Origin of the sequence: Thiocystis violacea (assembly GCF_016583565.1) — a bacterium.
GTDB lineage: Bacteria > Pseudomonadota > Gammaproteobacteria > Chromatiales > Chromatiaceae > Thiorhodococcus > Thiorhodococcus violaceus_A.
In genome coordinates this window covers 39,683-60,054 of sequence record NZ_NRRF01000006.1, presented here as the reverse complement: position 1 = coordinate 60,054, position 20,372 = coordinate 39,683, and the positions used below count along the sequence as shown (strand labels likewise).

At 63.7% G+C, this 20,372-nt stretch carries 23 protein-coding genes, 1 tRNA gene and 1 other RNA gene; 16 read left to right on the top strand and 9 right to left on the bottom strand.

Annotated elements, in window-relative coordinates:
- Positions 1-42: 42 nt before the first annotated feature.
- Positions 43-843: an indole-3-glycerol phosphate synthase TrpC gene (trpC, locus tag CKO23_RS04115; protein ID WP_200328488.1), complete on the top strand. Its 801-nt coding sequence runs from the start codon at positions 43-45 to the stop codon at positions 841-843.
- 221 nt (positions 844-1,064) lie between these two features.
- Here trpC and crp read toward each other — a convergent pair whose 3' ends face one another.
- Complete coding sequence (crp, locus tag CKO23_RS04110) at positions 1,065-1,721, bottom strand: cAMP-activated global transcriptional regulator CRP (protein ID WP_200328487.1); 657 nt, start codon at positions 1,719-1,721, stop codon at positions 1,065-1,067.
- A gap of 276 nt (positions 1,722-1,997) precedes the next feature.
- Between crp and CKO23_RS04105 the strand changes: the two genes are divergently transcribed.
- Positions 1,998-2,414, top strand: a complete 417-nt coding sequence (locus tag CKO23_RS04105) for an OsmC family protein (protein ID WP_200328486.1) — start codon at positions 1,998-2,000, stop codon at positions 2,412-2,414.
- 288 nt (positions 2,415-2,702) lie between these two features.
- Here CKO23_RS04105 and coq7 read toward each other — a convergent pair whose 3' ends face one another.
- Positions 2,703-3,362 (bottom strand): 2-polyprenyl-3-methyl-6-methoxy-1,4-benzoquinone monooxygenase, encoded by a 660-nt coding sequence (coq7, locus tag CKO23_RS04100; protein WP_200328485.1) that lies wholly within the window; start codon positions 3,360-3,362, stop codon positions 2,703-2,705.
- Between the two features lie 194 nt (positions 3,363-3,556).
- Positions 3,557-4,669, bottom strand: a complete 1,113-nt coding sequence (locus tag CKO23_RS04095; RefSeq protein WP_440870559.1) for a (Fe-S)-binding protein — start codon at positions 4,667-4,669, stop codon at positions 3,557-3,559.
- A 299-nt stretch (positions 4,670-4,968) separates the two neighbouring features.
- Here CKO23_RS04095 and CKO23_RS04090 point away from each other — a divergent pair, with 299 nt between their 5' ends.
- From CKO23_RS04090 to CKO23_RS04070, 5 genes are all read left to right on the top strand, one after another.
- On the top strand, positions 4,969-5,292 hold the full coding sequence (locus CKO23_RS04090; RefSeq protein ID WP_200328484.1) for a (2Fe-2S) ferredoxin domain-containing protein: 324 nt from the start codon (positions 4,969-4,971) through the stop codon (positions 5,290-5,292).
- Between the two features lie 267 nt (positions 5,293-5,559).
- Complete coding sequence (gene rplM / locus CKO23_RS04085) at positions 5,560-5,997, top strand: 50S ribosomal protein L13 (RefSeq protein ID WP_200328483.1); 438 nt, start codon at positions 5,560-5,562, stop codon at positions 5,995-5,997.
- Between the two features lie 11 nt (positions 5,998-6,008).
- A complete protein-coding gene (rpsI, locus tag CKO23_RS04080) occupies positions 6,009-6,398 on the top strand; it encodes a 30S ribosomal protein S9 (RefSeq protein ID WP_200328482.1) in 390 nt (129 codons plus the stop codon).
- 56 nt (positions 6,399-6,454) lie between these two features.
- Positions 6,455-6,528 (top strand) — tRNA-Gln (locus CKO23_RS04075).
- Positions 6,529-7,210: 682 nt separating this feature from the next.
- Positions 7,211-8,428, top strand: a complete 1,218-nt coding sequence (locus tag CKO23_RS04070) for a porin (protein WP_200328481.1) — start codon at positions 7,211-7,213, stop codon at positions 8,426-8,428.
- A 238-nt stretch (positions 8,429-8,666) separates the two neighbouring features.
- On the opposite strand, the gene rpiA is transcribed toward CKO23_RS04070, so the two are convergent.
- From rpiA to CKO23_RS04045, 5 genes are all read right to left on the bottom strand, one after another.
- On the bottom strand, positions 8,667-9,326 hold the full coding sequence (rpiA, locus tag CKO23_RS04065; protein ID WP_200328480.1) for a ribose-5-phosphate isomerase RpiA: 660 nt from the start codon (positions 9,324-9,326) through the stop codon (positions 8,667-8,669).
- Between the two features lie 42 nt (positions 9,327-9,368).
- Positions 9,369-9,998, bottom strand: a complete 630-nt coding sequence (locus CKO23_RS04060; RefSeq protein WP_200328479.1) for a 5-formyltetrahydrofolate cyclo-ligase — start codon at positions 9,996-9,998, stop codon at positions 9,369-9,371.
- Between the two features lie 13 nt (positions 9,999-10,011).
- Positions 10,012-10,197: non-coding RNA, 6S RNA (ssrS, locus tag CKO23_RS04055), on the bottom strand.
- Positions 10,198-10,211: 14 nt separating this feature from the next.
- The gene (locus tag CKO23_RS04050; protein WP_200328478.1) at positions 10,212-10,613 is read right to left on the bottom strand and encodes a cell division protein ZapA; all 402 of its coding nucleotides are present in this window, start codon (positions 10,611-10,613) and stop codon (positions 10,212-10,214) included.
- Positions 10,610-10,819, bottom strand: coding sequence for a TIGR02449 family protein (locus CKO23_RS04045; protein ID WP_200328477.1), 210 nt, complete (start codon positions 10,817-10,819; stop codon positions 10,610-10,612). Before CKO23_RS04045 ends, CKO23_RS04050 begins: the two co-directional genes overlap by 4 nt.
- A 119-nt stretch (positions 10,820-10,938) precedes the next feature.
- Between CKO23_RS04045 and CKO23_RS04040 the strand changes: the two genes are divergently transcribed.
- The 9 genes from CKO23_RS04040 to yihA all read left to right on the top strand — a co-directional run bounded on the left by CKO23_RS04040 (position 10,939) and on the right by yihA (position 19,389).
- Complete coding sequence (locus CKO23_RS04040; protein ID WP_346014559.1) at positions 10,939-11,499, top strand: UPF0149 family protein; 561 nt, start codon at positions 10,939-10,941, stop codon at positions 11,497-11,499.
- Positions 11,496-12,800, top strand: a complete 1,305-nt coding sequence (gene pepP, locus CKO23_RS04035) for a Xaa-Pro aminopeptidase (RefSeq protein ID WP_200328476.1) — start codon at positions 11,496-11,498, stop codon at positions 12,798-12,800. Before CKO23_RS04040 ends, pepP begins: the two co-directional genes overlap by 4 nt.
- 72 nt (positions 12,801-12,872) lie before the next feature.
- Positions 12,873-14,105 (top strand): 2-octaprenyl-6-methoxyphenyl hydroxylase, encoded by a 1,233-nt coding sequence (ubiH, locus tag CKO23_RS04030; RefSeq protein WP_200328475.1) that lies wholly within the window; start codon positions 12,873-12,875, stop codon positions 14,103-14,105.
- On the top strand, positions 14,098-15,333 hold the full coding sequence (locus CKO23_RS04025; RefSeq protein ID WP_200328474.1) for a UbiH/UbiF/VisC/COQ6 family ubiquinone biosynthesis hydroxylase: 1,236 nt from the start codon (positions 14,098-14,100) through the stop codon (positions 15,331-15,333). The genes ubiH and CKO23_RS04025 overlap by 8 nt, the downstream gene beginning before the upstream one ends.
- A 180-nt stretch (positions 15,334-15,513) precedes the next feature.
- The gene (locus CKO23_RS04020) at positions 15,514-15,876 is read left to right on the top strand and encodes a hypothetical protein (RefSeq protein WP_200328473.1); all 363 of its coding nucleotides are present in this window, start codon (positions 15,514-15,516) and stop codon (positions 15,874-15,876) included.
- 55 nt (positions 15,877-15,931) lie between these two features.
- Entirely contained in the window at positions 15,932-17,185 is a 1,254-nt protein-coding gene (locus tag CKO23_RS04015; RefSeq protein WP_200328472.1) for a 6-phosphofructokinase, read from the top strand.
- Positions 17,186-17,700: 515 nt separating this feature from the next.
- Positions 17,701-18,249, top strand: a complete 549-nt coding sequence (ppa, locus tag CKO23_RS04010; RefSeq protein ID WP_200328471.1) for an inorganic diphosphatase — start codon at positions 17,701-17,703, stop codon at positions 18,247-18,249.
- Positions 18,249-18,740 (top strand): cyclic pyranopterin monophosphate synthase MoaC, encoded by a 492-nt coding sequence (gene moaC / locus CKO23_RS04005; protein ID WP_200328470.1) that lies wholly within the window; start codon positions 18,249-18,251, stop codon positions 18,738-18,740. The genes ppa and moaC overlap by 1 nt, the downstream gene beginning before the upstream one ends.
- Position 18,741: 1 nt before the next feature.
- Positions 18,742-19,389 (top strand): ribosome biogenesis GTP-binding protein YihA/YsxC, encoded by a 648-nt coding sequence (gene yihA / locus CKO23_RS04000; protein WP_200328469.1) that lies wholly within the window; start codon positions 18,742-18,744, stop codon positions 19,387-19,389.
- A 133-nt stretch (positions 19,390-19,522) separates the two neighbouring features.
- On the opposite strand, the gene CKO23_RS03995 is transcribed toward yihA, so the two are convergent.
- Complete coding sequence (locus CKO23_RS03995) at positions 19,523-20,317, bottom strand: hypothetical protein (protein ID WP_200328468.1); 795 nt, start codon at positions 20,315-20,317, stop codon at positions 19,523-19,525.
- Between the last annotated feature and the right edge of the window lie 55 nt (positions 20,318-20,372).

Sequence of the window (20,372 nt, the reverse complement as noted above, 5' to 3'; positions counted from 1 at the left end):
CCTGACACCTGACACCTGACACCTGACCGCGATACCCCACCCATGGCCGAGACCCCAGACATCCTGAAGAAGATCATTCGACGTAAGGTCGAAGAGGTTCGCGCACGCATTGAGCGGCGTCCGCAAGCCGATCTCGTCGCCGCCGTCGCGGACACCGAGCCGAGCCGGGGATTCGCGTCCGCGCTCGCGGGGCGGATCGCCCTGGGGCATGCTGCCGTGATCGCGGAAATCAAGAAGGCAAGCCCCAGCAGGGGTGTGCTTCGCGAGGATTTTCGACCGGCGGAGATCGCCCTGAGCTACGCGCGAGGGGGTGCGGCTTGTCTCTCGGTCCTGACGGATGTCGACTTCTTTCAGGGCAGTGATGCCTACCTGCAGCAGGCGCGCGCGGCGTGCGCCCTACCCGTGATTCGCAAGGACTTCATCATCGACCCTTACCAAGTCTACGAGGCCAAGGTCATGGGGGCGGACTGCATTCTCCTCATCGCCTCCTGTCTGGATGATGGCCCCTTGAGCGCGCTGAGCGGCTTGGCGCAGGAGTTGGGGCTGGATGTGCTCGTCGAGGTCCACGACGCGGAGGAGTTGGAGCGGGCGCTTGCCGTGCCGGGTCGGCTGGTCGGCATCAACAACCGTAACCTTCGGACCTTCGAGGTCAGCCTGGAGACGACCATCGACCTGCTCGGAGCCATCCCGCGGGACCGCTTGCTGGTGACCGAGAGTGGGATCCTGAGCCGTGATGACGTGAGCCGCATGCGTGGTCACGACGTCAACGCCTTCCTGGTGGGCGAGGCCTTCATGCGCGCGCCTGATCCAGGCGCCGAGTTGGCGAGGTTGTTTTTCGATTGAGTGCTGTGCGGGGATGAGTGCTGTGATCGGATGAGTGCTGTGCGCGGATGGGCGGTGGAGCTTCTGGCACAGAGCGCCGCCATTGGAGTGGCGCCGTAGAAGGGTGCCACGAGCGCCGAGAACAGGCATCCTGTCACTACCTTCGCAATGACAGAGGCGCACGCCGACCAAGGTGGTGCATGGTCGGCTGTCGAAACAGCCTCCCCACGCTGCTGGGTGGGTCAGCGCGTCCCGAAGACGACGATCGTCTTGCCCTTGACGCTCACTAGTCCCTGCTCCTCCAGGCTCTTCATCACGCGCCCCGCCATCTCGCGCGAGCAGCCGACGATGCGTCCCAGTTCCTGGCGCGTGACGCGGATCTGCATGCCGTCCGGGTGGGTCATCGCATCCGGCTGTTTGCAAAGGTCCAGCAGTGTCCCGGCGATGCGCCCGGTGACATCCAGGAAGGCTAAATGGCCAACTTTGCGGCTGGTCACCTGGAGACGCAGCGAGAGCTGTTCGCCGATGCTGTAGAGGAGTTCCTTGGCGACCTCCTTGAGTTCGTCGTTCAGGAGTCGGTCGAGCCGTTGGTAGGTGATCTCGGCGACCTTGCACTTGGTGCGGGTGCGGATGATGACGCTGCGCATGTTCTGCGGGATGAAGAGTCCCATCTCGCCGATGAACTCACCCTTGTTGATGTAGGCAAGCATCAGCTCGCGCCGCTCTTCCTCGTCAAACATCAGGGCGGAGACTGAGCCATCGATGAGATAGTAGAGGCTCTCGGCGGCCTGTCCCTGGCGGATGAACTCCACGTTCTTGTCGTAGCTCTTGGTATGGCACTGAGCCAGGAATGGCTCCAGCCAATGCGGGTCTTCTTTTGGGAGTTTCACGATGCTCATAGCTGGGCCTGTCATGGGGGACGGGTTAGTCCTGATTCTAGGTGTGCTGTGGTGCCTTGTCGAACTGTGCTAGCCTCGGGGCCTGTTTCGGGCTGGGCACGCCGAGCGGCGCATGGCCGCCTATCGAGGGCATGGCTGATTGGCCGCGCTGGTCTGGTGCCTTTGCTTGTGTACAGTTTAACGGCAAGGCTCGCAAGGGCTTAAGCGAAAATCCTTCGAATCCGATTGAGATTCGACGATCGAAGCAGAGACTGAGACGATCAGGTAGGTGCGTGGATGAAGGCGAGAGTGAAATGGATCGATGGCGTCGCGATGCTGGGCGAGGCCGGTTCGGGCCATGGCGTGGTGATGGATGGCCCGCCGGAGCTTGGCGGGCGCAATGTCGGCGTGCGTCCCATGGAGATGCTCTTGCTGGGCATGGGCGGCTGCACGCAGTTCGACGTCCTGCTGATCCTGCGCAAGGCCAGGCAGGAGGTCACGGATTGCATCGTGGAGCTGGAGGCGGAACGCGCCGAGCAGGATCCCAAGATCTTTACGCGCATCCATGCCCATTTCATCGTCACCGGTCGCGCTCTGGACCCCAAGCGCGTCGAGCAGGCGATTCGGCTGAGCGCGGAGAAGTACTGCTCTGCCTCCATCATGCTGGGGGCCATGGCGAGCGTGACACACGACTTCGAGATCCGGGAAGGCTAGTGCCTGTTGACGGCACCATCATGGACTGGCACCCGTCTCGTGCAACGCGACGCCTGGCCCCCTGCCGGATGCCGTGGTTGCCCGCCTCGACAAGCGTCACATCAGGGTTCACGCCTATCCCGAGACCAATCCGCGGAGGGCTATCAGTTACCGGCGGAATCTAGCGCGGAATTCGGAGTTCATGGGGCGCTGAGGGGGGTGGATTCGACCGTCAGCCGCGTGGCGGGGCGCCCAGGCGTCGCGTCGCTCCCTCGCGAGCGTGGCGCCTCGGGCCTTTGGGGGCTGCGCTCAAACCCAATAGACCGTGCGTGTCATGATCCGCGAGGTCAGCTTCATCGCGAAGCGAATGGGGCTTGGCAGATCTGCGCCGCCCGCTGATTTGGCGATCTGGGCGTGTTTGATCTCATCGACCTTCATCTGCTCAAGGATGGCTCGGCTCTTCTCGTCATGAGTCGGGATTTGCTCCAGGTGCGTGTTGAGGTGACTTTCGACCTGGTGTTCGGTTTCGACGACGAAGCCCAGGCTCCACTTGTCCCCAGCCAGTCCCGTGGCGGCGCCCATCGCAAAGGCGCCGGCGTACCACAGTGGGTTGAGCAGGCTCTTGCGGTCACCAAGCTCCTCCAGGCGCGTCTCGCACCACGCGAGGTGGTCGTTCTCCTCTTCGGCCGAGCGCTCCATGCGCTGGCGTGTCTCCGGCAGCTTGGCGGTCAAGGCTTGCCCCTGATAGAGGGCTTGAGCGCAAACCTCGCCGGTGTGGTTGATCCGCATCAGGCGTGCGACGTGCTTCCTCTGGTCTTCCCGCAGCTCGGTCTCGGGCAGGGGCGCGGCCGGATTGGTGCGTTCTGTGGTTTGCGGGCGGCCGAAGAGGGTGCGCAGGGCGTGATCGGCGCTGATCAGCACGTCGTCCAAGGGGGAATAGCGGCGGGTATTGGTCGTCTGGATGCTCATAGGCGCGAATGCTTCGTGAGTGTGCGAATCGTTCCGGGGCGCGCCAATCGTTCTGGCGCGGGAGAATCGTTCTGAAAGGTTCCAGTCTTCTGCATTCTGAGTGGCGGGATCTCGGGTTTCAACCCGCTGCGCGGGTCGCGGCCTGGCGATGGGGTGTCCGTCGCCGCGCTCAGGCGTGAGCGGCTGGTCGATCGTCATTCGGGCAGTTGCCGGGCAATGAGTTCAATGGGGTGGCAGACTTCGATCTCCAGTCCTGCCTCGTGGAAACCTGCGATCAGGTGCAAGGCGCAGCCTGGATTGGTGGTGACCAGGATGTCCGGATGCGCCCGGCGGGCGGCAGTGAGCTTGTCCTCCAGGAGCCTGGCCGCCATTGCCGGCTGCTGCAAGAGGTAAGTCCCGGCCGCGCCGCAGCACTGATCGTTTCCGGCCAATGGCGCGACCTGGATCCCGGGGATCCGCTTCAGCAGGTCGTAAACGGCGCTGACTCCGCCCAGCAGGTTGCGGTGCGAGCAGGGCTCGTGAACCGCCACTGTGCGTTCGAGCCTTTTGAGCTGCAATGTCGGCGGCCAGTCGATCGATTCCAGGAAGGCGCAGATCTCCTGCGTCTCCCTCAGCTGCGGATGCTCCTTCAGCTCCGCGACGCAAGCGCTGGACAGCCCGACCAGCGGGCGGCCCGCATGCGCGCGGGCAACGGCTGCGCGGTAGCGGTCGGCTTCCTCGGGAAAGCCATTGTGGCGCATCAGCGCGCCGCAGCAGTCTGAGTCAGCCGACACCCTTGGGTTCAGATCGAGCCGCTCGCAGACCCTGATGGCCGCTTGCACGGCGGCGCCCTGCGCGCTCGATCCCATGCAGCCGATGAAGAGGTCGAGTCTGCTGTCCCGCGGATCCCTGGGGGTCGACGGGCGCGCCGTCCTGCTCAGGGCCGCCGCGATCCGATGATAGGCCGCTAGCCTGTGAAGGCTGTGGATGCTCAGGCGTTCGGCCAGTCGGGCGAGGCCGATCGCGTTGTAACCCTTCGCCAGTCGGCCAATCGCTTGCATGACGCGCGCGTGCGACAGGGCGTGAAGCCCCAGGCGCCGCGTGATACGCCGCCAGGCGGGTTGCCGCGCGGTCCGGCGAGCCTTTGCGCCGTCCGCCAGACGCCCGTAGGCGACGAGCGAGGGACATGCCGTCTCGCAGGCGCGGCAGGTGAGGCATCCGTCCAGATGCCTGGCCATGGCTGGCGACATCTCGAGCTCGCCAGACACCCAGCCCTGGATGAGGGCGATGCGCCCGCGCGGTGAATCGGCTTCGTTGCGTGTCTTCACATAGGTTGGACAGTGCGGAAGGCAGTATCCGCACTTCACGCACTGGTCTGCCAAGCGGAGCAGTTCTTGGTCGGACGGTGGATGCTGTGGGGGTGGAATTGTCGGCGCGGCCTGAGTGTTCAAGGAGGAGTTCTGGTTCGGAGGCTGGGAAGGGGCGGCGGGCAGGGAGATCGGAGTGGTCGACTGGTGCGGGGCGGGATGTCTCGGCGCCGGCGACTGCTCGCCCTGCGGCTCTCATGGTAACCTCCTTCTGCCCTGCCTGCTCCAATTCAGGTCATTGATGATGGCTGACTACGATCATGGCTTACTATAAACACCATGTCTTCTTCTGCACCAACCAGCGCGACGCCGGCATCCAGTGCTGCGGGTCTGCCGGCGCTGCCTGGGTACGTGACTACCTCAAGCGTCGCACCAAGGAGTTGGGTATCTCTGGACCGGGCGGTGTGCGCATCAACACGGCTGGGTGTCTGGGCCGCTGCGCGGAGGGGCCGGCGCTGGTCGTCTATCCCGAAGGCGTCTGGTACACCTATGTCGACCGCGAAGACGTCGAGGAGATCCTGCATGAGCACCTCGTCGAAGGGCGCGTGGTCGAGCGATTGCGGCTCGGTGATGAACCCTCGTGACGCTGGCGTGTTCTGGAGACCCACGCCACCGGTCGGTTTTGCCCAAACGCCGAGATCGGGGCGCTCCAGGCATGTCGCCGCGGCAACGAAGCGGCTGCTGGTCAGTGCTCCGGAGACCCAAAGCCCGGCCGGTGCCGAGCTGGATGCCAAAAGGTGTTGCGGCCGCTACGTGTGTCGCGTATAGTTCGCGGTCTTTCTCGACGCAGATAACGATTTTACGGCCAGCGCGCTGCCATTCCGCGTGCGGGCTTCCCGGAGCGAAGGATCATGACGACGACTGTTAGCGCCAAACCCGCCGAGGTTCGCCGCGCCTGGTACCTAGTTGACGCTGAGGACAAAACCCTTGGTCGTCTGGCCAGCGAGCTTGCGCTGCGGCTGCGCGGCAAGCACAAGCCTCAGTACACCCCGCATGTCGATACGGGCGACTACCTGGTTGTGGTCAACGCCGAGAAGATCCGCGTGACCGGCAACAAGCGGCAGGATAAAATGTACTACCGTCATACGGGCTATGTCGGAAACCTCAAGTCGACCAATCTTGCCAAGCTGTTGGAGACTGCTCCCGAGCGCGCGATTCAACTCGCCGTCAAAGGCATGCTCCCCCGCGGTCCGTTGGGTCGCGCGATGATCAAGAAGCTGCGTGTCTACGCCGGCCCGAATCACGCGCATCAGGCCCAACAGCCACAGACTCTCGAGCTCAACGTTTAGGAATCAGGCGTATGTCAGGCACGCAACTCTCTACTGGTCGCCGTAAGACGTCTGCCGCACGTGTCTTCTTGGCGGTGGGCTCTGGTGATATCACGGTCAATGGTCGGCCGTTGGATCAATATTTCGGGCGCGAAACCGCTCGCATGGTCGTTCGTCAGCCGCTCCAGACGGCGGGGATGGCTGAGCGGCTCGACGTGAAAGTGACGGTCAAGGGCGGTGGTACCACCGGTCAGGCTGGCGCCATCCGTCACGGCATCGCCCGCGCTCTGGTCGAGTACAACGAGGAACTGCGCAGCCCCATGCGCCGCGCCGGTTTCCTGACGCGCGATGCGCGTGAGGTCGAGCGGAAGAAGGTAGGCCTGCACAAGGCGCGCAAACGTCCTCAGTACTCCAAGCGTTAGTGGAAGCTGGCGCCCGGTCGCTCTCTGGCTGGACGCCGCTTTGTTGTCGCGTTTTTTGGGGGATCGTCTAGTGGTAGGACAGCGGACTCTGACTCCGCTAACCTAGGTTCGAATCCTAGTCCCCCAGCCAACTTCTGGCGCACCTAAACCCTGCTTGAGCGGAAACGCTCCCGCGGGGTTTTTCTTTGTGTGGTGCTGTTTCTTGCGAGCGCTGGTGGTCGCGGCGCGCATGGGCGCCAAGACATCTAAGCGCATCGTGTTGCAATTCCGTGCAGATCTCGCGAGGGCTGGTCGCGATCTCGCTGATTTACCGGCTGGGCCGCGGTCGAGGTGTCGTGGCGACAGGCCGCGCGTTAGGATCTTAGGCGCGCAAAATAATCCATTCAAAATGTGCTCTTTTTGCAACATGCCGAGTGCATCTCGCCGATGCCTCTGGCGGCGGCTGCGCCGTACGTGTCCCTTTCTATGGGTGGCGCTCGCTAAATTCTTTGATCTCGATCAGGTTTTTAGGCGTTTTCGACGCTCCTGAAGCTCTGCTAGGATGATGCAGAGCTCGCGTGCGTGGTATTTCTGTGCTCGCCTTCACGCTGGCTTGGTGTCGTCCTTTGGTAAAGAATTCGCCCCTTTATCGATCGCGAACCTTTTCCTGGCGCCTGGTCTGGTGTAAAAATGCTACACAAAACGGCGGTGTGTCTTTTTTTCGCCCAATCTGTTGCAAAACGCCCTGTCGTCCTCTATAGTTCACAGCGCAAAGCATGATTGCGTTCGGTTTCTGCAGTCAAACTGACAAATTCACAACAGCGGAGAACAGCATGAACAAGAAACTCCTTACTCTAGCGGTCGCCGCCGCCATGGTCGCTCCGACCGCCGCGATGGCAGAAGCCATTCTCTACGGCAAGCTGCATATGTCGATTGACTGGGCGGACGTCGAAGGTTATGGCACAAAGCCCGTGGTCGATCCAGTGGGCGGCCAGATCATCGGTTATGCGCCCAAGAACTATCAGGGCTGGGGTCTGAACGGGGGCGGCGCGATTCCTGGTGCTTTGCGCGCCAACCGCATCGGCGTCAAGGGTTCCGAAGATCTGGGTAACGGCCTCAAGGCGATCTACCAGGTCGAATTCGGTATCCAGATGACTGAGGAGAGCACCGCCGGTAACGTCGCTTCCGGCGGTAACGCCGAGCACGTCACCATGCGTAATACGTTCGCTGGTCTTGCTGGCGGCTGGGGTACCTTCGTGGTGGGTCGTAACGACACCCCTTATAAGACCTCGACCGCGAAGCTCGATCTCTTCACCGACACCATGGCCGACTACAACGGCACCGTCGGCTTCGACGACATCCGTGCCGACAACGCGGTCGCCTACGTCAGCCCCAGCATGAGCGGCTTCCAGTTGGCGGCGGCAGTGCATGCGGGTGGTGCCTCCACGGCCATCTCCGAAGAGAATATCAATTCCGACAGCATCGCCGAGGCCTACTCTCTTGCTGGTATCTACAGCAACGGCCCCTTCTATGCGTCCTTGGCGTACGAGTCCCTGAGCAACGAGCTGTTCATGAATTCGCTGACCAGTCAGCTGGGCAGCACCTTGAGTCAGACCTTCCCGTGGGTCCGTCGTGCCGGCTATGTGGGTGACGACTATACCAAGTGGCGTCTCGGCCTCGGCCTGATGGACTGGAACGGCTTCACGCTGACCGGTATCTATGAAGAGCAGTCCAACCTGCCTGAAGGGCAGATCAACCCGCTGGCGAACGATAAGCTGAATCTCTGGCAGATTCAGGCTGGCTATGCCTTCGCCAACAACATGGTCAAGGCCATGTATGGTAGTGGCAATCGTGATGGTCGCGTCGACGAATTCAACAGCGTCAACGAGTTTAAGGATTCCATCGAAGGTGATTACTACACCTGGGCGATCGCCTTTGATCACAATTTCAGCAAGCGCACCAAGGCCTATGTGCTCTACACCCAGGTCGATGACGACGCTCCGCAAGCGGGTTGGGATGGCTTCTCGGTTGGTATGATCCACGACTTCTAAGCGTTAGCCTAAAAGTTGCTGTATCTGAACGGGACCTTCGGGTCCCGTTTTTCGTTTCTGGGTGTCGGGAAGTGCCCTTTCGGTCGCCTTTGATTGTCGCTCCGATGGGGTGCGCGCGACCGACGCTAGGGATGGTCGTGCTGTTGCGAAAGCATCCTGGGTTTCGGCTCGCCGCTCGGCATCGTCGCCCGCGGGGGCGTGACGGGAGCGGCGAGAGATGGGGCTGGGTTGGCTGGCGCTAACTGGACTTCAGGGTTTTGGGTCCTTCGGCGGCGCCAAGAATCAGTACGTCGGCGGGGCGCAGCGCGAAGATGCCCACGGTGACGACGCCGGCGATATTGTTGATCTGTTGCTCGAGCTGGCTGGGTTCCATGATCTCCAGGCCGTGAACATCCAGAATGACATTGCCGTTGTCGGTCACAAAGCCGTCTCGCCAGACTGGTGTGCCGCCTAGGCACACGAGCTCGCGCGCCACATAGCTGCGTGCCATGGGGATGACTTCGACGGGCAATGGAAACTTGCCAAGCACCTTCACGAGTTTGCTTTCGTCGGCGATGCAGACGAATGTCTGGCTGGCGGCGGCGACGATCTTCTCTCGCGTCAAGGCGCCGCCGCCGCCCTTGATGAGCTGCAGTTGCTCATTGGATTCGTCGGCGCCATCGACATAGATCGATAGCTCGCCCGCCGAATTCAGATCGAGCACCGGAATCCCATGCTGCTTCAGGCGTTGGGTCGATGCCTCGGAGCTGGAAACCGCGCCCTCGATGCGGCCCTTGATCGACGCGAGGGCGTCGATGAAGTGATTGACCGTCGAGCCGGTGCCGACCCCGATCACGCCGCCTTCCACGTAGTCGAGGGCTGCTTCCGCCGCCTGTTTCTTTAGGGCGTCTTGATTCATGATCTGTCCTCCGTTGTCTGTGTCTGTCGGCTTGAGATCATATCAGAGCCCTGGTTCGGCGATGTCGAGAGGTGGTCTGCTGTAGATCCCGGATTCGCTGACGACGGCGTCGAGCTGGACGTCCCAGGGATTGGGGGCGATGGCTGCGAGCCGCTGGCACTCGTGGGCGATGCCGATGAGGCGCGGGTGGTGTCGTCGGCTGCGCTTCCTTGTGGGGCCGAGGGTGCGGTCGTAGAATCCGCCCCCCATCCCGATGCGATGGCAATCCGCGTCGAAGCCGACGAGCGGTACCAGGATGAGGTCGAGCCGCCGTGCTCGGGTGCGCAGGCGCAGGGGGGAGGTCGGTTCCTGGATCCCGAGCCGGTTGGGACGCAGCCGATCGTTTGGCCGAAATCGCGCGAACCAGAGCGTGTTGCGAAAGGGCGGGATGCGAATGGGGTTCAGGATCGGAAGATAGCAGGCCTTGCCCGCCGAGAGGGCGATGTGCATGAGCGGGCGTGGATCGAGCTCTCCGTCTGTCGGCCAGTAGAAGGCGAGCCGGGAGGCCCCGAGAAAGAATCGCTTGCCGCGCACGCGTGCTGCGACGGCGAGGGCATGACGACGTTGCTGGGATGCCGTAATGGCGCGTCTGCGGGTTCGCAGGTCGGGTCTTAGGGTGCGTGGTGCGGGCATGAGGGGAATGGGGACACCCCCCGTCTATGCCGTTGCAGACCTTTGTTCTTGAACCGATAGGTTCAAGTGGGAACGGTCGGCGCCGCTTCAGGCTTTCCGCTCGGTGACGGACATGCTCAACAGCTTCGCTTTCATGTCCCCAGGGCAGCGATTAGGCTCAAGAAAATACCCAGGCCGCTATCGAGCACTGCAGGGGGTGTCTTAAGGTACAGGCTATACTCTTTCGTCCGGTGCGTCTAGGTGAGGCGGTGTGATCTCCGTCTCCGAATCGTCAGCCTCATAGGGCGCGTCGGACGCGGCAGGATCGAAGGTCTCCTCGCGATCACCGGCCAGGGCGGAGTTGATGCGCTCTTGCAGCTGACGTAGGCGCTTGCCGGGATCCTCGTCGCCAGCGCGCGAGCGCTGTAGCTGTATGAGGTCGTGAGCGATGTTGAGGGCCGCCATCACGGCGATGCGGTCCGTGCCGATGACGCGGCCGGTCTGGCGAATCTCTCTCATGCGGCTGTCGAGAAGGCGCGCCGATGCCCGAAGGTCGTCTTGCTCGTGATACGCGCAGGCGATCCGGTATTCTTTCTCGAGTATTCTGATGCTGACTTGCAACGGCTCTTCGATCACAGATTCTCCTCCATTGCGCGCAACCGGGACAGCATGGCTTCAACGCGACTTCGCGCCTGCTCGGTCTTTTCGATCAATTCACTTCGCTCCGCAACCAGAGACTCCTGACGCACCCGTAACGAGGCGTTCTCCTCTCGGAGCTTATGGTTGAGGCGGAGCAAGGCGTTTACCTGAAGCTCAAGTTGGTCGAGGTCAAAGTTGGCCAAAGTCCACGACTCCGTTGAAATTCTGCGCACTATAGAAGGGGCTTGGTGAGCGGTCAATCGGCCAGGAGTCCGTGCTATGATCCAGCGGAATCCAATCTCTGCCGCACCTGTATCCGATCGTGGAAGCTCACACGGACATCGATGACGCCCAGCTCGGTGTCTTGCTCGACGCCAGCCCTCTGAATCCGTCCATCGCGGAGGCTCAGGGCATGCTCTATGGCTTTCTCTGCGGCGGCGGGGGGGATCCGATCTCCGTCTGGCTGGACCAGGTTCTGCCGATGGTCGATGCGAACGAGGACTCTCTGCGCGAGGCGCGCGATGCCTTGCGCAGCTATGCCGCCCCGCTCGCGCAGGCGCTCCGTGGCCAGGATGCGAACATCCAGGTGTTTCAGCCGAACGAGCCCGCGTCCTTGCTCCAGCGCGCGACCGCGGTCTACGACTGGGTCCGTGGCTTCCTCTACGCCATGGGGGTCTTGAAGATTTCGGAGCGGGACCTATCCGCGGAAGGTGTCGAGGTCTATCGGGATTTCGCGGCCTTGACGCGCATGGACCTCGACGACCTCGAAGAGACCGAAGACAACGAGCAGGCCTTGATGGAAGTGACCGAATTCGTCCGTGTGGCCGCCCTCCTGATCGACGCCGAGCGGCCAGGCTCGCATCGCGAGGGCGGGACACCATGACCCGCGCCGAGTACAAGCGGCGGCGTCGCGCACTGGGAAAGGCCATCGGCGACGGCGGCATCGCCGTCCTGCCCGCGGCCCGGGAGCGGATCCGCAACCGCGACGTCCACTATCCGTTCCGTCAAGACAGCGATTTCAGCTACCTCACCGGCTTCATGGAGCCCGATGCCTTCGCGGTGGTGGCGCCCAAGCGTGAGGAGGGCGAATTCGTCCTCTTCTGCCGTCCCCGAGACGATGAGCGCGAGCAGTGGGACGGGTCGCGTCTCGGCGTTGAGGGCGTCACGACCGAGCTGGGCGCCGATCAAGCCTTTCCGTTGAGCGAGCTCGACGAGGTTATGCCGAGCCTGATCGAGGGGCGCAAGCGGGTCTATTTTCCCATTGGGTCCGATCCCGCGCTGGATGCCTGTGTCATGGGCTGGGTCAATCAGGTGCGCGCCAAGGTGCGCACCGGCGCCGCCGCGCCGGACACCTTCATTGCCCTCGACTCGGTGCTGCACGAGCAGCGCCTGCACAAGAGCAAGGCGGAGGCGGACATTATGCGCCGCGCCGCGCAGATCTCCGCCGATGCCCATTGCCGGTTGATGCAGCTGTGCCGGCCGGGCATGCGTGAGTCCGATCTGGAGGCCGAGTTCCAGCATGCCTGCGCGACCCAGGGCGCGCGCGACTTGGCCTATCCCTCGATCGTCGGCGGTGGCAGAAACGCTTGCGTCCTGCACTACATCGAGAACGCCGATCGGCTCGCCGAGGGTAACCTGGTGCTCATCGATGCCGGCTGCGAGCTGGATGGCTATGCCTCCGACATCACGCGGACCTTCCCCGTCAACGGCCGTTTCACGGCGCCTCAGCGGACGCTCTACGAGCTGGTCCTCAAGGCCCAGCTCGCCGCGATCAAGAAGGCGCGGCCGGGCATGCACTGGAACGAGCCCCATGAGGCGGCCGTGCGGACCCTGACGAAGGGGCTCGTCGGTCTCGGTATCCTCAAGGGCAAGATCGGCAAGCTCATCGAAGAAGAGGCTTACAAACCCTATTACATGCACCGCACGGGTCATTGGCTGGGCATGGACGTTCATGATGTCGGTGCCTACAAACGCGAGCAGCAATGGCGCGTACTGGCGCCTGGCATGGTGCTGACCGTCGAGCCGGGCCTCTACATGCCAAGCACGGATGAGGTGCCCGAGGCGTATCGGGGTATCGGCATCCGGATCGAAGACGATGTGCTCATCACCAAGGATGGGCACGAGATCCTTTCCGCGGCGGTTCCCAAACACCCGGACGCGATCGAGGCGTTGATGGCGGCCTGATCCCTCGGTTGCGCTGGACCCTCTTCCCGATCGACGACCACTGAGATGGACTGACACCAAGCGAGCGCTGAGATGTATGACTATGACCTCGTGATTGTCGGTGGCGGCCTCGTCGGTGGCAGCCTGGCCTCTGCCTTGAGCGGTACCTCGCTGAGGGTTGCCCTGATCGAGGCTGCCCCGCTGCGCTCGGATGGACAGCCGAGCTATGACGAGCGCGTCATCGCCCTCTCTCTCGGGAGTCGGCGTATCTTCGAAGCCATCGGCGTGTGGCCGGCGATGGAGCCCGAGGCCGAGCCGATTCTTGAGGTCCGCGTCTCTGATCGCGGGCATTGCGGTTTCACCAGCCTGCATCACGCCGAAGAGGGCGCCCCGGCGCTCGGCTATGTCACGCCGGCCCGCGCGATGGGGCAGGCCATCCATTCGGCGCTCAAGTACGCGCCCAACCTTGAGGTGTTCTGTCCGGCGCAGCTCCTGAGCCATCAGGTCCGCGCCAATGGCGTGGATCTTGAGGTGCGCGCCGAGGGCAAGACCCGGCATCTGAGTGCGCGGCTGCTGGTCGCCGCGGACGGCGGCGATTCCGCCGTGCGCCGTCACCTGGATCTCAAGACCGAGGAGCGCGCCTATGGTCACGACGCCATCATCACCACCCTGACGCCGGACCGGCCACTGCGTGGTCTGGCCTTCGAGCGCTTCACCGAGTCAGGGCCCCTGGCCATGCTGCCGATGACAGGCGGTCGTTACTCGGTCGTCTGGACCTGTCGTGAGGCGGACACGGCGCAGCTGCTGGCTCTGTCGGACGAGGACTTCCTCGATCGCCTGCAGGCCCGCTTCGGCTACCGGCTCGGTCGCCTCGGACAGGTCGCCCCGCGCCACGCTTATCCGCTCAAGCTCCTGCTGACGCGCGACTCCGTGCAGGAGCGCCTGGTGCTCATTGGGAATGCAGCCCATACGCTGCATCCGGTTGCAGGCCAGGGCTTCAATCTAGGGCTGCGGGACGTCGCGGCCCTGGCCGAGGTCGTGGTCGATGCCGCCGCTGGTGGCGCTGACATCGGCAGCCCTGGCGCCCTGGCCGACTACCGTCAGTGGCGTCTGCACGATCAGGTCGGAACGGCCAGACTGACGGACGGGCTTGCTCGTCTCTTCGTCGTCCCCTGGTTGCCCGTGCGCCTGGCCCGCAATTTGGGAATGCTGGGGCTGGATCTCGTTCCGGCGGCGCGCCACCGGCTCGCCGAGCGTTTCATGGGGCTCGGAGGCCGGCTGCCACGCCTCGCTCGAGGACTCGCGTTGGAGACTCGTCATGTCTGAGAACCTGCAGTGCTTCGATGTCGTCGTGGTCGGTGGCGGGATGGTTGGCGCGGCCTTTGCGCTAGCGCTTGCCGGCAAGGGGCTCAATATCGCCGTGATCGAGGCTCGCGAGCCGGCGCGCAGCTGGCCCGCGGGTGAGATCGATCTGCGCGTCTCAGCCTTGAGTCGCGCCAGTCAGCGCATCCTGGAGCGGCTCGGCGTCTGGTCACGCATTCGGGCGCTCGGATGCAGCCCTTACCGTCGCATGCACGTGTGGGATGCCGTGGGGGGCGGGCACATCGACTTCGACAGCGCCTCGGTCGGCGAGGGCGACCTGGGGCACATCGTCGAGAATCGCGCCATTCAGCTCGCCCTCTGGGAGGCGCTCGAACAGCTCCCGGACGTGACGCGCTTCTGCCCCGGCGCCATCTCGGATATCGAGCATGCCGCAGCCGGTGGCCGAGATCGCGTGCCCTCCCGTCTGCTCTTCACGGACGGGCGGTCCATCGAAGCGCGCTTGTTGGTCGGCGCCGATGGTCGCGACTCGCTGGTGCGGGCGTTGGCCGGCATCGAGACCGAGGGCTGGGACTACGGCCAGCGTGCCATCGTCGCCAATGTGAAACCGGCCGATTGGCACCAGGAGACCGCCTGGCAGCGGTTCTTGTCCACAGGTCCGCTCGCCCTCCTGCCCCTAGCCGATGGGCGTTGCTCCATCGTCTGGTCGGCCTGTGATGAGCGCGCGACCGAGCTGATGGCGATGGACGACCAGGACTTCTCGAATGCGCTGACCGATGCCTTCGAGGCGCGTCTCGGGCGGCTCGTGGTCGACGGCCCCCGCGCCGCCTTGCCGCTGCGTCTTCAGCATGCCAAGCACTATGTGCAGCCGGGTCTCGCGCTCATCGGAGATGCGGCCCACGCCATCCATCCGCTGGCTGGGCAGGGCGTCAATCTTGGGTTTTTGGATGCCGCGGCGCTGGTCGCGGCGCTGGAGCTGGCGATCGCGCAGGGGCGCGACATCGGCGGACTCTGGGCCTTGAGGCACTACGAGCGGGCGCGGCGTGGCGACAACATGCTCATGCTGGCCGCCATGGACGCCTTCAATCGGCTGTTCAGCAATGACGATCCCGCCCTCTCGACCATCCGCAGCCTGGGTCTGCGGGCGACGGACCGCATCGAGCCGCTCAAACAGCTCTTCATGGAGCGGGCGCTGGGCATGGGCGGCGGTTTGCCGCCGCTTGCCGCTGTCTAGGCTCCTGGGCGCCGATCAATCGGTTGCATCCATGCACGGGTATTTTCGATTTGGACCCCGCTGCGCTTTTGGTTAGTCTTGCGGCCGGCCTGCGTGGACGTACGTCTCAGCAGGCTGGGCGCACGTCGGTCGAGACGCTCGACGCACTGGCGATGACTCCACCGCAATCCATCCATCGACATGGCGAGCATCCCAGACATCACTGAGACTGAGCAGTGGATCCTGCGCACCACCCTGCGCGAGCGCGATGGGCGGGAGGTCGAGATCCAGCTCGCCGATGCGGAGATTCGTCTCCATGCCTCGGATCGCGAGCTCACCAACTGCCCGGTCATCGTCTGGCAGGCGGAGGACGGCTGCAATTTCGTCATCCTCAAGGTGGGCGACCGCGCCTACCGCTGCCAATTCTTCTACAAGCCCTACACACAAATGGGGACCGGCATCGATCAGTATGACGACCTTGCAGAGTGCACCGTCGCGGTGCTGCAGGTGCAAGCGGATTTCGCGGCCGAAGCGCGCGGAGATCTGCCGAGCCAGCGTCGTTGACGCCGAGTTGCCGGCCTCTCCAGCCAGCTAGAACCCTGATCCAGCGAGGACGACCATGTCAGCAAAAAATGCCTTCTATGCCCAATCCGGCGGTGTCACGGCGGTCATCAATGCCTCGGCCTGCGGCGTGATCGAGACCGCCCGGCGCCACACCGATCAGATCGCCAATGTCTACGCCGGTCGCAACGGCATCATCGGCGCACTGACCGAGGATCTGATCGATACCAGTCAGGAGTCCGACGAGGCCATCGCGGCCCTGCGCTACACCCCCTCCGGCGCCTTCGGTTCCTGCCGCTACAAGCTCAAGAGCCTGGAGGCCAACCGGCGCGAGTACGAGCGCCTGATCGAGGTCTTCAAGGCGCATGACATCGGCTACTTCTTCTACAACGGCGGTGGCGATTCGGCCGACACCTGCTACAAGGTCTCGCAGCTTTCCGAGGCGCTCGGTTATCCGGTCCAGGCGATCCACGTCCCCAAGACCGTCGACAATGACCTGCCCATCACCGACAACTGCCCCGGTTTCGGCTCGGTTGCCAAGTACATCGCCACCTCCGCGCTGGAGGCATCCTTCGACGTGCGCTCCATGTCACGCACCTCGACCAAGATCTTCGTGCTGGAGGTCATGGGTCGGCATGCCGGCTGGATCGCCGCCGCTGGCGGTCTCATCGAGGATCACAACATCCCGGTCATGATCCTCTTTCCGGAGATCGAGTTCGATCAGGAGCGCTTCATCGCGGGGGTCAAGGAAAAGGTCGCGCGGTTCGATTTCTGCACCATCGTCGTCTCCGAGGGTGCGAAGTATCCGGATGGTCGCTTCCTCGCCGAGCAAGGGACGCGCGACGCCTTCGGTCACGCCCAGCTCGGCGGTGCCGCGCCCGTGGTCGCGAATATGATCAAGGAGGCGACCGGCTACAAATTCCACTGGGCCGTGGCCGATTATCTCCAACGCGCGGCGCGTCATCTGGCCTCGAAGACCGATGTCGAGCAGGCCTATGCCATGGGGCGGGCCGGTGTCGAGTTTGCCTTGGCCGGTCACAATGCCGTCATGCCGGCGGTCAGGCGCACCAGCAATGATCCCTATGCGTGGGAGGTCGGTGAGGCGCCTCTGTCCGCGGTCGCCAATGTGGAGAAGTTCATGCCGCGCGAGTTCATCACCGCCGATGGCTTCGGTATTACGCCGGTGTGCAAGGAGTACCTGATCCCCTTGATTCAGGGCGAGGACTATCCGCCTTTCGAGCGCGGTCTACCCAAGTACGTCACCCTCAAGAACGCGCCGGTCGAGCGCAAGCTGGAGCCCTTCGAGGTCTAAAAGGGGGGCGCGACCATGGCCGGGCGCGCCTGACGCGCCCGGCCTTTCCTTCTGTCGCGGTCTCCGCGTCCGATGACAGGCGCTGGTGGATGACCATCGATCATGTGCGCTGATCGGCACCCAGATCCAGCGAGGCAGTGGCTGCAATCGTCACTGGGTCCGCCTCATCCTGGGCGAGGTCCAGCGCGCATGGCCGGTCGGCCGTCGATGCGCTGATCCGCGCACTGAGCCTTCAGCAGGCACTCGCTCTCTCAAGCCTGGTGCTGACGACCCTGTCGTCGCTCGTTGAGCGCGCCGTGATGGAGGCGTCGGCGCGCGGCCATGATCACTGCGTGGTCCGATCGCTGGTGGCCATATCCGAAGGATTAAGATTTCCAAGGGCAACTTGGAATACAATTGGGAGATAACCATCGCCAGCGGCCCGCCAGGGCCTTTTTTCGTTATGTCGGGCGCGCTCAAGGTGTCGGGCGAGTCCCATGCGGCGACCCTTTTCCAACCCAATAGAGGCCATCCCAATGGATTTATCCAAGGTTTCCCGGGGCGATAACGTTCCCCATGTCCTGAACGTCATCATCGAGATTCCGGCGCATGCCGAGCCGGTGAAGTACGAGATGGACAAGGCGACCGGCGCCATGTTCGTCGATCGCTTCATGTCCACCGCCATGCATTATCCCTGCAATTACGGCTATGTGCCCCATACCCTCTCCTCCGACGGCGACCCCGTGGATGTCTTGGTGGTGACCCCTTATTCGCTCATCTCCGGCTCCGTCATCAAGTGCCGCCCGATCGGCGTGCTCAAGATGACCGATGAGTCCGGCGACGACGCCAAGATCCTCGCGCTCCCCATCGACACCCTTTACAAAGGCTTTCGCAATGTCGAAAGCTTCCGCGATATGCCGCAGCACTTGCTCGATCAGATCGCGCACTTCTTCGAGCATTACAAGGATCTCGACGAGGGCAAGTGGGTGCGTGTCGGTGGTTGGGGCGGCCGCGAAGAGGCGTGCCAGGAGATCATGGAGAGCGTCAAGATGTTCGAGGACGCACCGGAGAAGCCGGCCTTCTAATGCCGCTCACCCACTTCACCGAGAGCGGCGAGGCCCACATGGTGGATGTGGGCGACAAGGCGGTGACGCGGCGGCGCGCCGTGGCCGAGGGCTGGATCCGCATGGCTGCCGCGACGCTCGCCTTGATCGAGCAGGGCGGGCACAAGAAGGGTGACGTGCTCGGGATCGCCCGCATCGCGGGCATCATGGGTGCCAAGCGCACCTCGGATCTGATCCCGCTCTGTCATCCTCTGAGTCTGACCAGGGTTGCGATCGACCTGGAGACCCGCCCAGAGGCGCCTGCCGTCTATTGCCGCGCGACGGTCGAGACGCAGGGGCAGACGGGCGTCGAAATGGAGGCGCTCTGTGCCGTCCAGCTCAGTCTTCTGACCATCTACGATATGTGCAAGGCGATCGATCGCGGCATGGAGATGACGGGGATGCGGCTCCTTGAAAAGGCCGGTGGGCGTTCTGGTCATTGGCGGCGTGAACTGGCCGGGGCAGTGGGCTGAGATGAATCCCTTCTATCAGCGTGCTCACTTCCTGACGGCCGCGGCCAAGGTAGAGCAATGCCCGGACGATACTGGGCGCGAGGTCGCCTTCGCGGGTCGCTCGAATGCGGGCAAATCCAGTGCGATCAATGCGATCTGTCATCAAAACTCCCTGGCCCGTACCAGCAAGACACCCGGGCGCACGCAACAGCTGATTTTCTTCGAGCTGGATGAGCGGCGTCGGCTGGTCGATCTGCCCGGCTACGGCTACGCCAAGGTCGCGGTGTCGGTCAAGGCAAAATGGCAGCAAGAGCTGTCACGCTATCTCGAGCATCGATCCTCGCTCGCCGGTCTCGTGATCGTGATGGATATCCGCCATCCCTTGACTGACTACGACCGTCAGATGCTCACCTGGGGACGGAGCAGCGATCTCTCCGTGTTGCTTCTGTTGACCAAGGCGGACAAGCTCAAGCGCGGTGCCGCCCGCGCGGCGCAGCTGTCCGTCGAGCGCATGATCAAGGGCGATGACGACAAGGTCAGCGTCGCGCTCTTTTCCGCCTCGGAGCGTCTGGGTGTCGAGTCCGTTCAGGCGATGCTGGATCAATGGCTCGAGGTCGAGTCTGCTCAAGCGCGGACGCCTTGGAGTGGGCTCGACCCCGGCTCGTCCTGATGCTCGATCCCACCCCTGTCGCGGGCATCGGCGCTTTGGACAGAGGGCGGGATACGGACGGGGATGACCGCAAGACCACGCACAGGATCCAGGCTCGGCGCCAGCCGGGCCCGGATCCCGTGCCGTCTGGACCTTAGTCCCCTTGTCGCTTGGCGGGCGGCGGGGGTGGGCCTTGGTCGTAGCCGGGCGCCTCTTGGTAGTACGGCATCATGGGCGGGTAGGGCATGTCGTAGGCATCGTCCTGGCAGGGATGCTTCCTGCTTGGGTAGCCGTAGCCTGCCTGCGGCATGCGCGGCCGCGGTTTCGCGTGCGGGTGCCGCCCGAAGACGGCGCGCGCCGCTTCACGCTGCTCGTCGGTCATCTGCTCGATCGTCTTGCGATAGGCCTCGAAGCGCTCCGCCATGTCTTGGTGACGCTTCTGGGCGTCGGCCCAGGGCGGCGTCTGCGGCATGTCCATGCCGCGCTCACTAGCCTCGTCCTGCATCCGCTGCCAGCGCTCCGCGCGCATGGCCTCGCGCTGTTGCCGCATGGCCTTGCGCTCCTCGGGTGAAGGCCGTCCATAGCCCGCGGGCATGTCCGGCGGCGTTGGCATGGCGGGCATCGAGGACTCGGCGACTTGCCAGGGCGGTGTTTCGGGTAACTCCACACCGAGCTGTGCGGCGCTTGCGCGCAACTCCGCGTAGCGCTTCTCGCGCTCCGCGTCCATCTCGGCTCGACGTTGTTCGGCCCTGGCGCGCGCGACTTCGGCCTTGGATGGCTCGGGCGTCGCCTCGGCCGGCTGTGCCGCCGGGGTCTGGGGTGTCTGGGTAGCTGTCTCGCTGGGGACCTCTTCCGCGGCGGACGCGGTGCTCAGCCAGAGCGCGGGCGTCATCGCCAAGGCCAGGACAGCGCTTGAAGCCAGGGTTCGAACGGGTTGCTTGCTGGGCATCGTCACTCCTCTTGATCGTCTCGATGGTTGAAATCGCGAAGTGCTGGTGTCGACT

Bases quoted from the DNA above. Each gene is read 5' to 3' on its own strand.
- trpC (WP_200328488.1), top strand. From the start codon at position 43: ATGGCCGAGACCCCAGACATCCTGAAGAAGATCATTCGACGTAAGGTC.
- crp (WP_200328487.1), bottom strand. From the start codon at position 1,721: ATGAGCATCGTGAAACTCCCAAAAGAAGACCCGCATTGGCTGGAGCCA.
- CKO23_RS04105 (WP_200328486.1), top strand. From the start codon at position 1,998: ATGAAGGCGAGAGTGAAATGGATCGATGGCGTCGCGATGCTGGGCGAG.
- coq7 (WP_200328485.1), bottom strand. From the start codon at position 3,362: ATGAGCATCCAGACGACCAATACCCGCCGCTATTCCCCCTTGGACGAC.
- CKO23_RS04090 (WP_200328484.1), top strand. From the start codon at position 4,969: ATGGCTTACTATAAACACCATGTCTTCTTCTGCACCAACCAGCGCGAC.
- rplM (WP_200328483.1), top strand. From the start codon at position 5,560: ATGACGACGACTGTTAGCGCCAAACCCGCCGAGGTTCGCCGCGCCTGG.
- rpsI (WP_200328482.1), top strand. From the start codon at position 6,009: ATGTCAGGCACGCAACTCTCTACTGGTCGCCGTAAGACGTCTGCCGCA.
- CKO23_RS04070 (WP_200328481.1), top strand. From the start codon at position 7,211: ATGAACAAGAAACTCCTTACTCTAGCGGTCGCCGCCGCCATGGTCGCT.
- rpiA (WP_200328480.1), bottom strand. From the start codon at position 9,326: ATGAATCAAGACGCCCTAAAGAAACAGGCGGCGGAAGCAGCCCTCGAC.
- CKO23_RS04060 (WP_200328479.1), bottom strand. From the start codon at position 9,998: ATGCCCGCACCACGCACCCTAAGACCCGACCTGCGAACCCGCAGACGC.
- pepP (WP_200328476.1), top strand. From the start codon at position 11,496: ATGACCCGCGCCGAGTACAAGCGGCGGCGTCGCGCACTGGGAAAGGCC.
- ubiH (WP_200328475.1), top strand. From the start codon at position 12,873: ATGTATGACTATGACCTCGTGATTGTCGGTGGCGGCCTCGTCGGTGGC.
- CKO23_RS04025 (WP_200328474.1), top strand. From the start codon at position 14,098: ATGTCTGAGAACCTGCAGTGCTTCGATGTCGTCGTGGTCGGTGGCGGG.
- CKO23_RS04020 (WP_200328473.1), top strand. From the start codon at position 15,514: ATGGCGAGCATCCCAGACATCACTGAGACTGAGCAGTGGATCCTGCGC.
- CKO23_RS04015 (WP_200328472.1), top strand. From the start codon at position 15,932: ATGTCAGCAAAAAATGCCTTCTATGCCCAATCCGGCGGTGTCACGGCG.
- ppa (WP_200328471.1), top strand. From the start codon at position 17,701: ATGGATTTATCCAAGGTTTCCCGGGGCGATAACGTTCCCCATGTCCTG.
- moaC (WP_200328470.1), top strand. From the start codon at position 18,249: ATGCCGCTCACCCACTTCACCGAGAGCGGCGAGGCCCACATGGTGGAT.
- yihA (WP_200328469.1), top strand. From the start codon at position 18,742: ATGAATCCCTTCTATCAGCGTGCTCACTTCCTGACGGCCGCGGCCAAG.
- CKO23_RS03995 (WP_200328468.1), bottom strand. From the start codon at position 20,317: ATGCCCAGCAAGCAACCCGTTCGAACCCTGGCTTCAAGCGCTGTCCTG.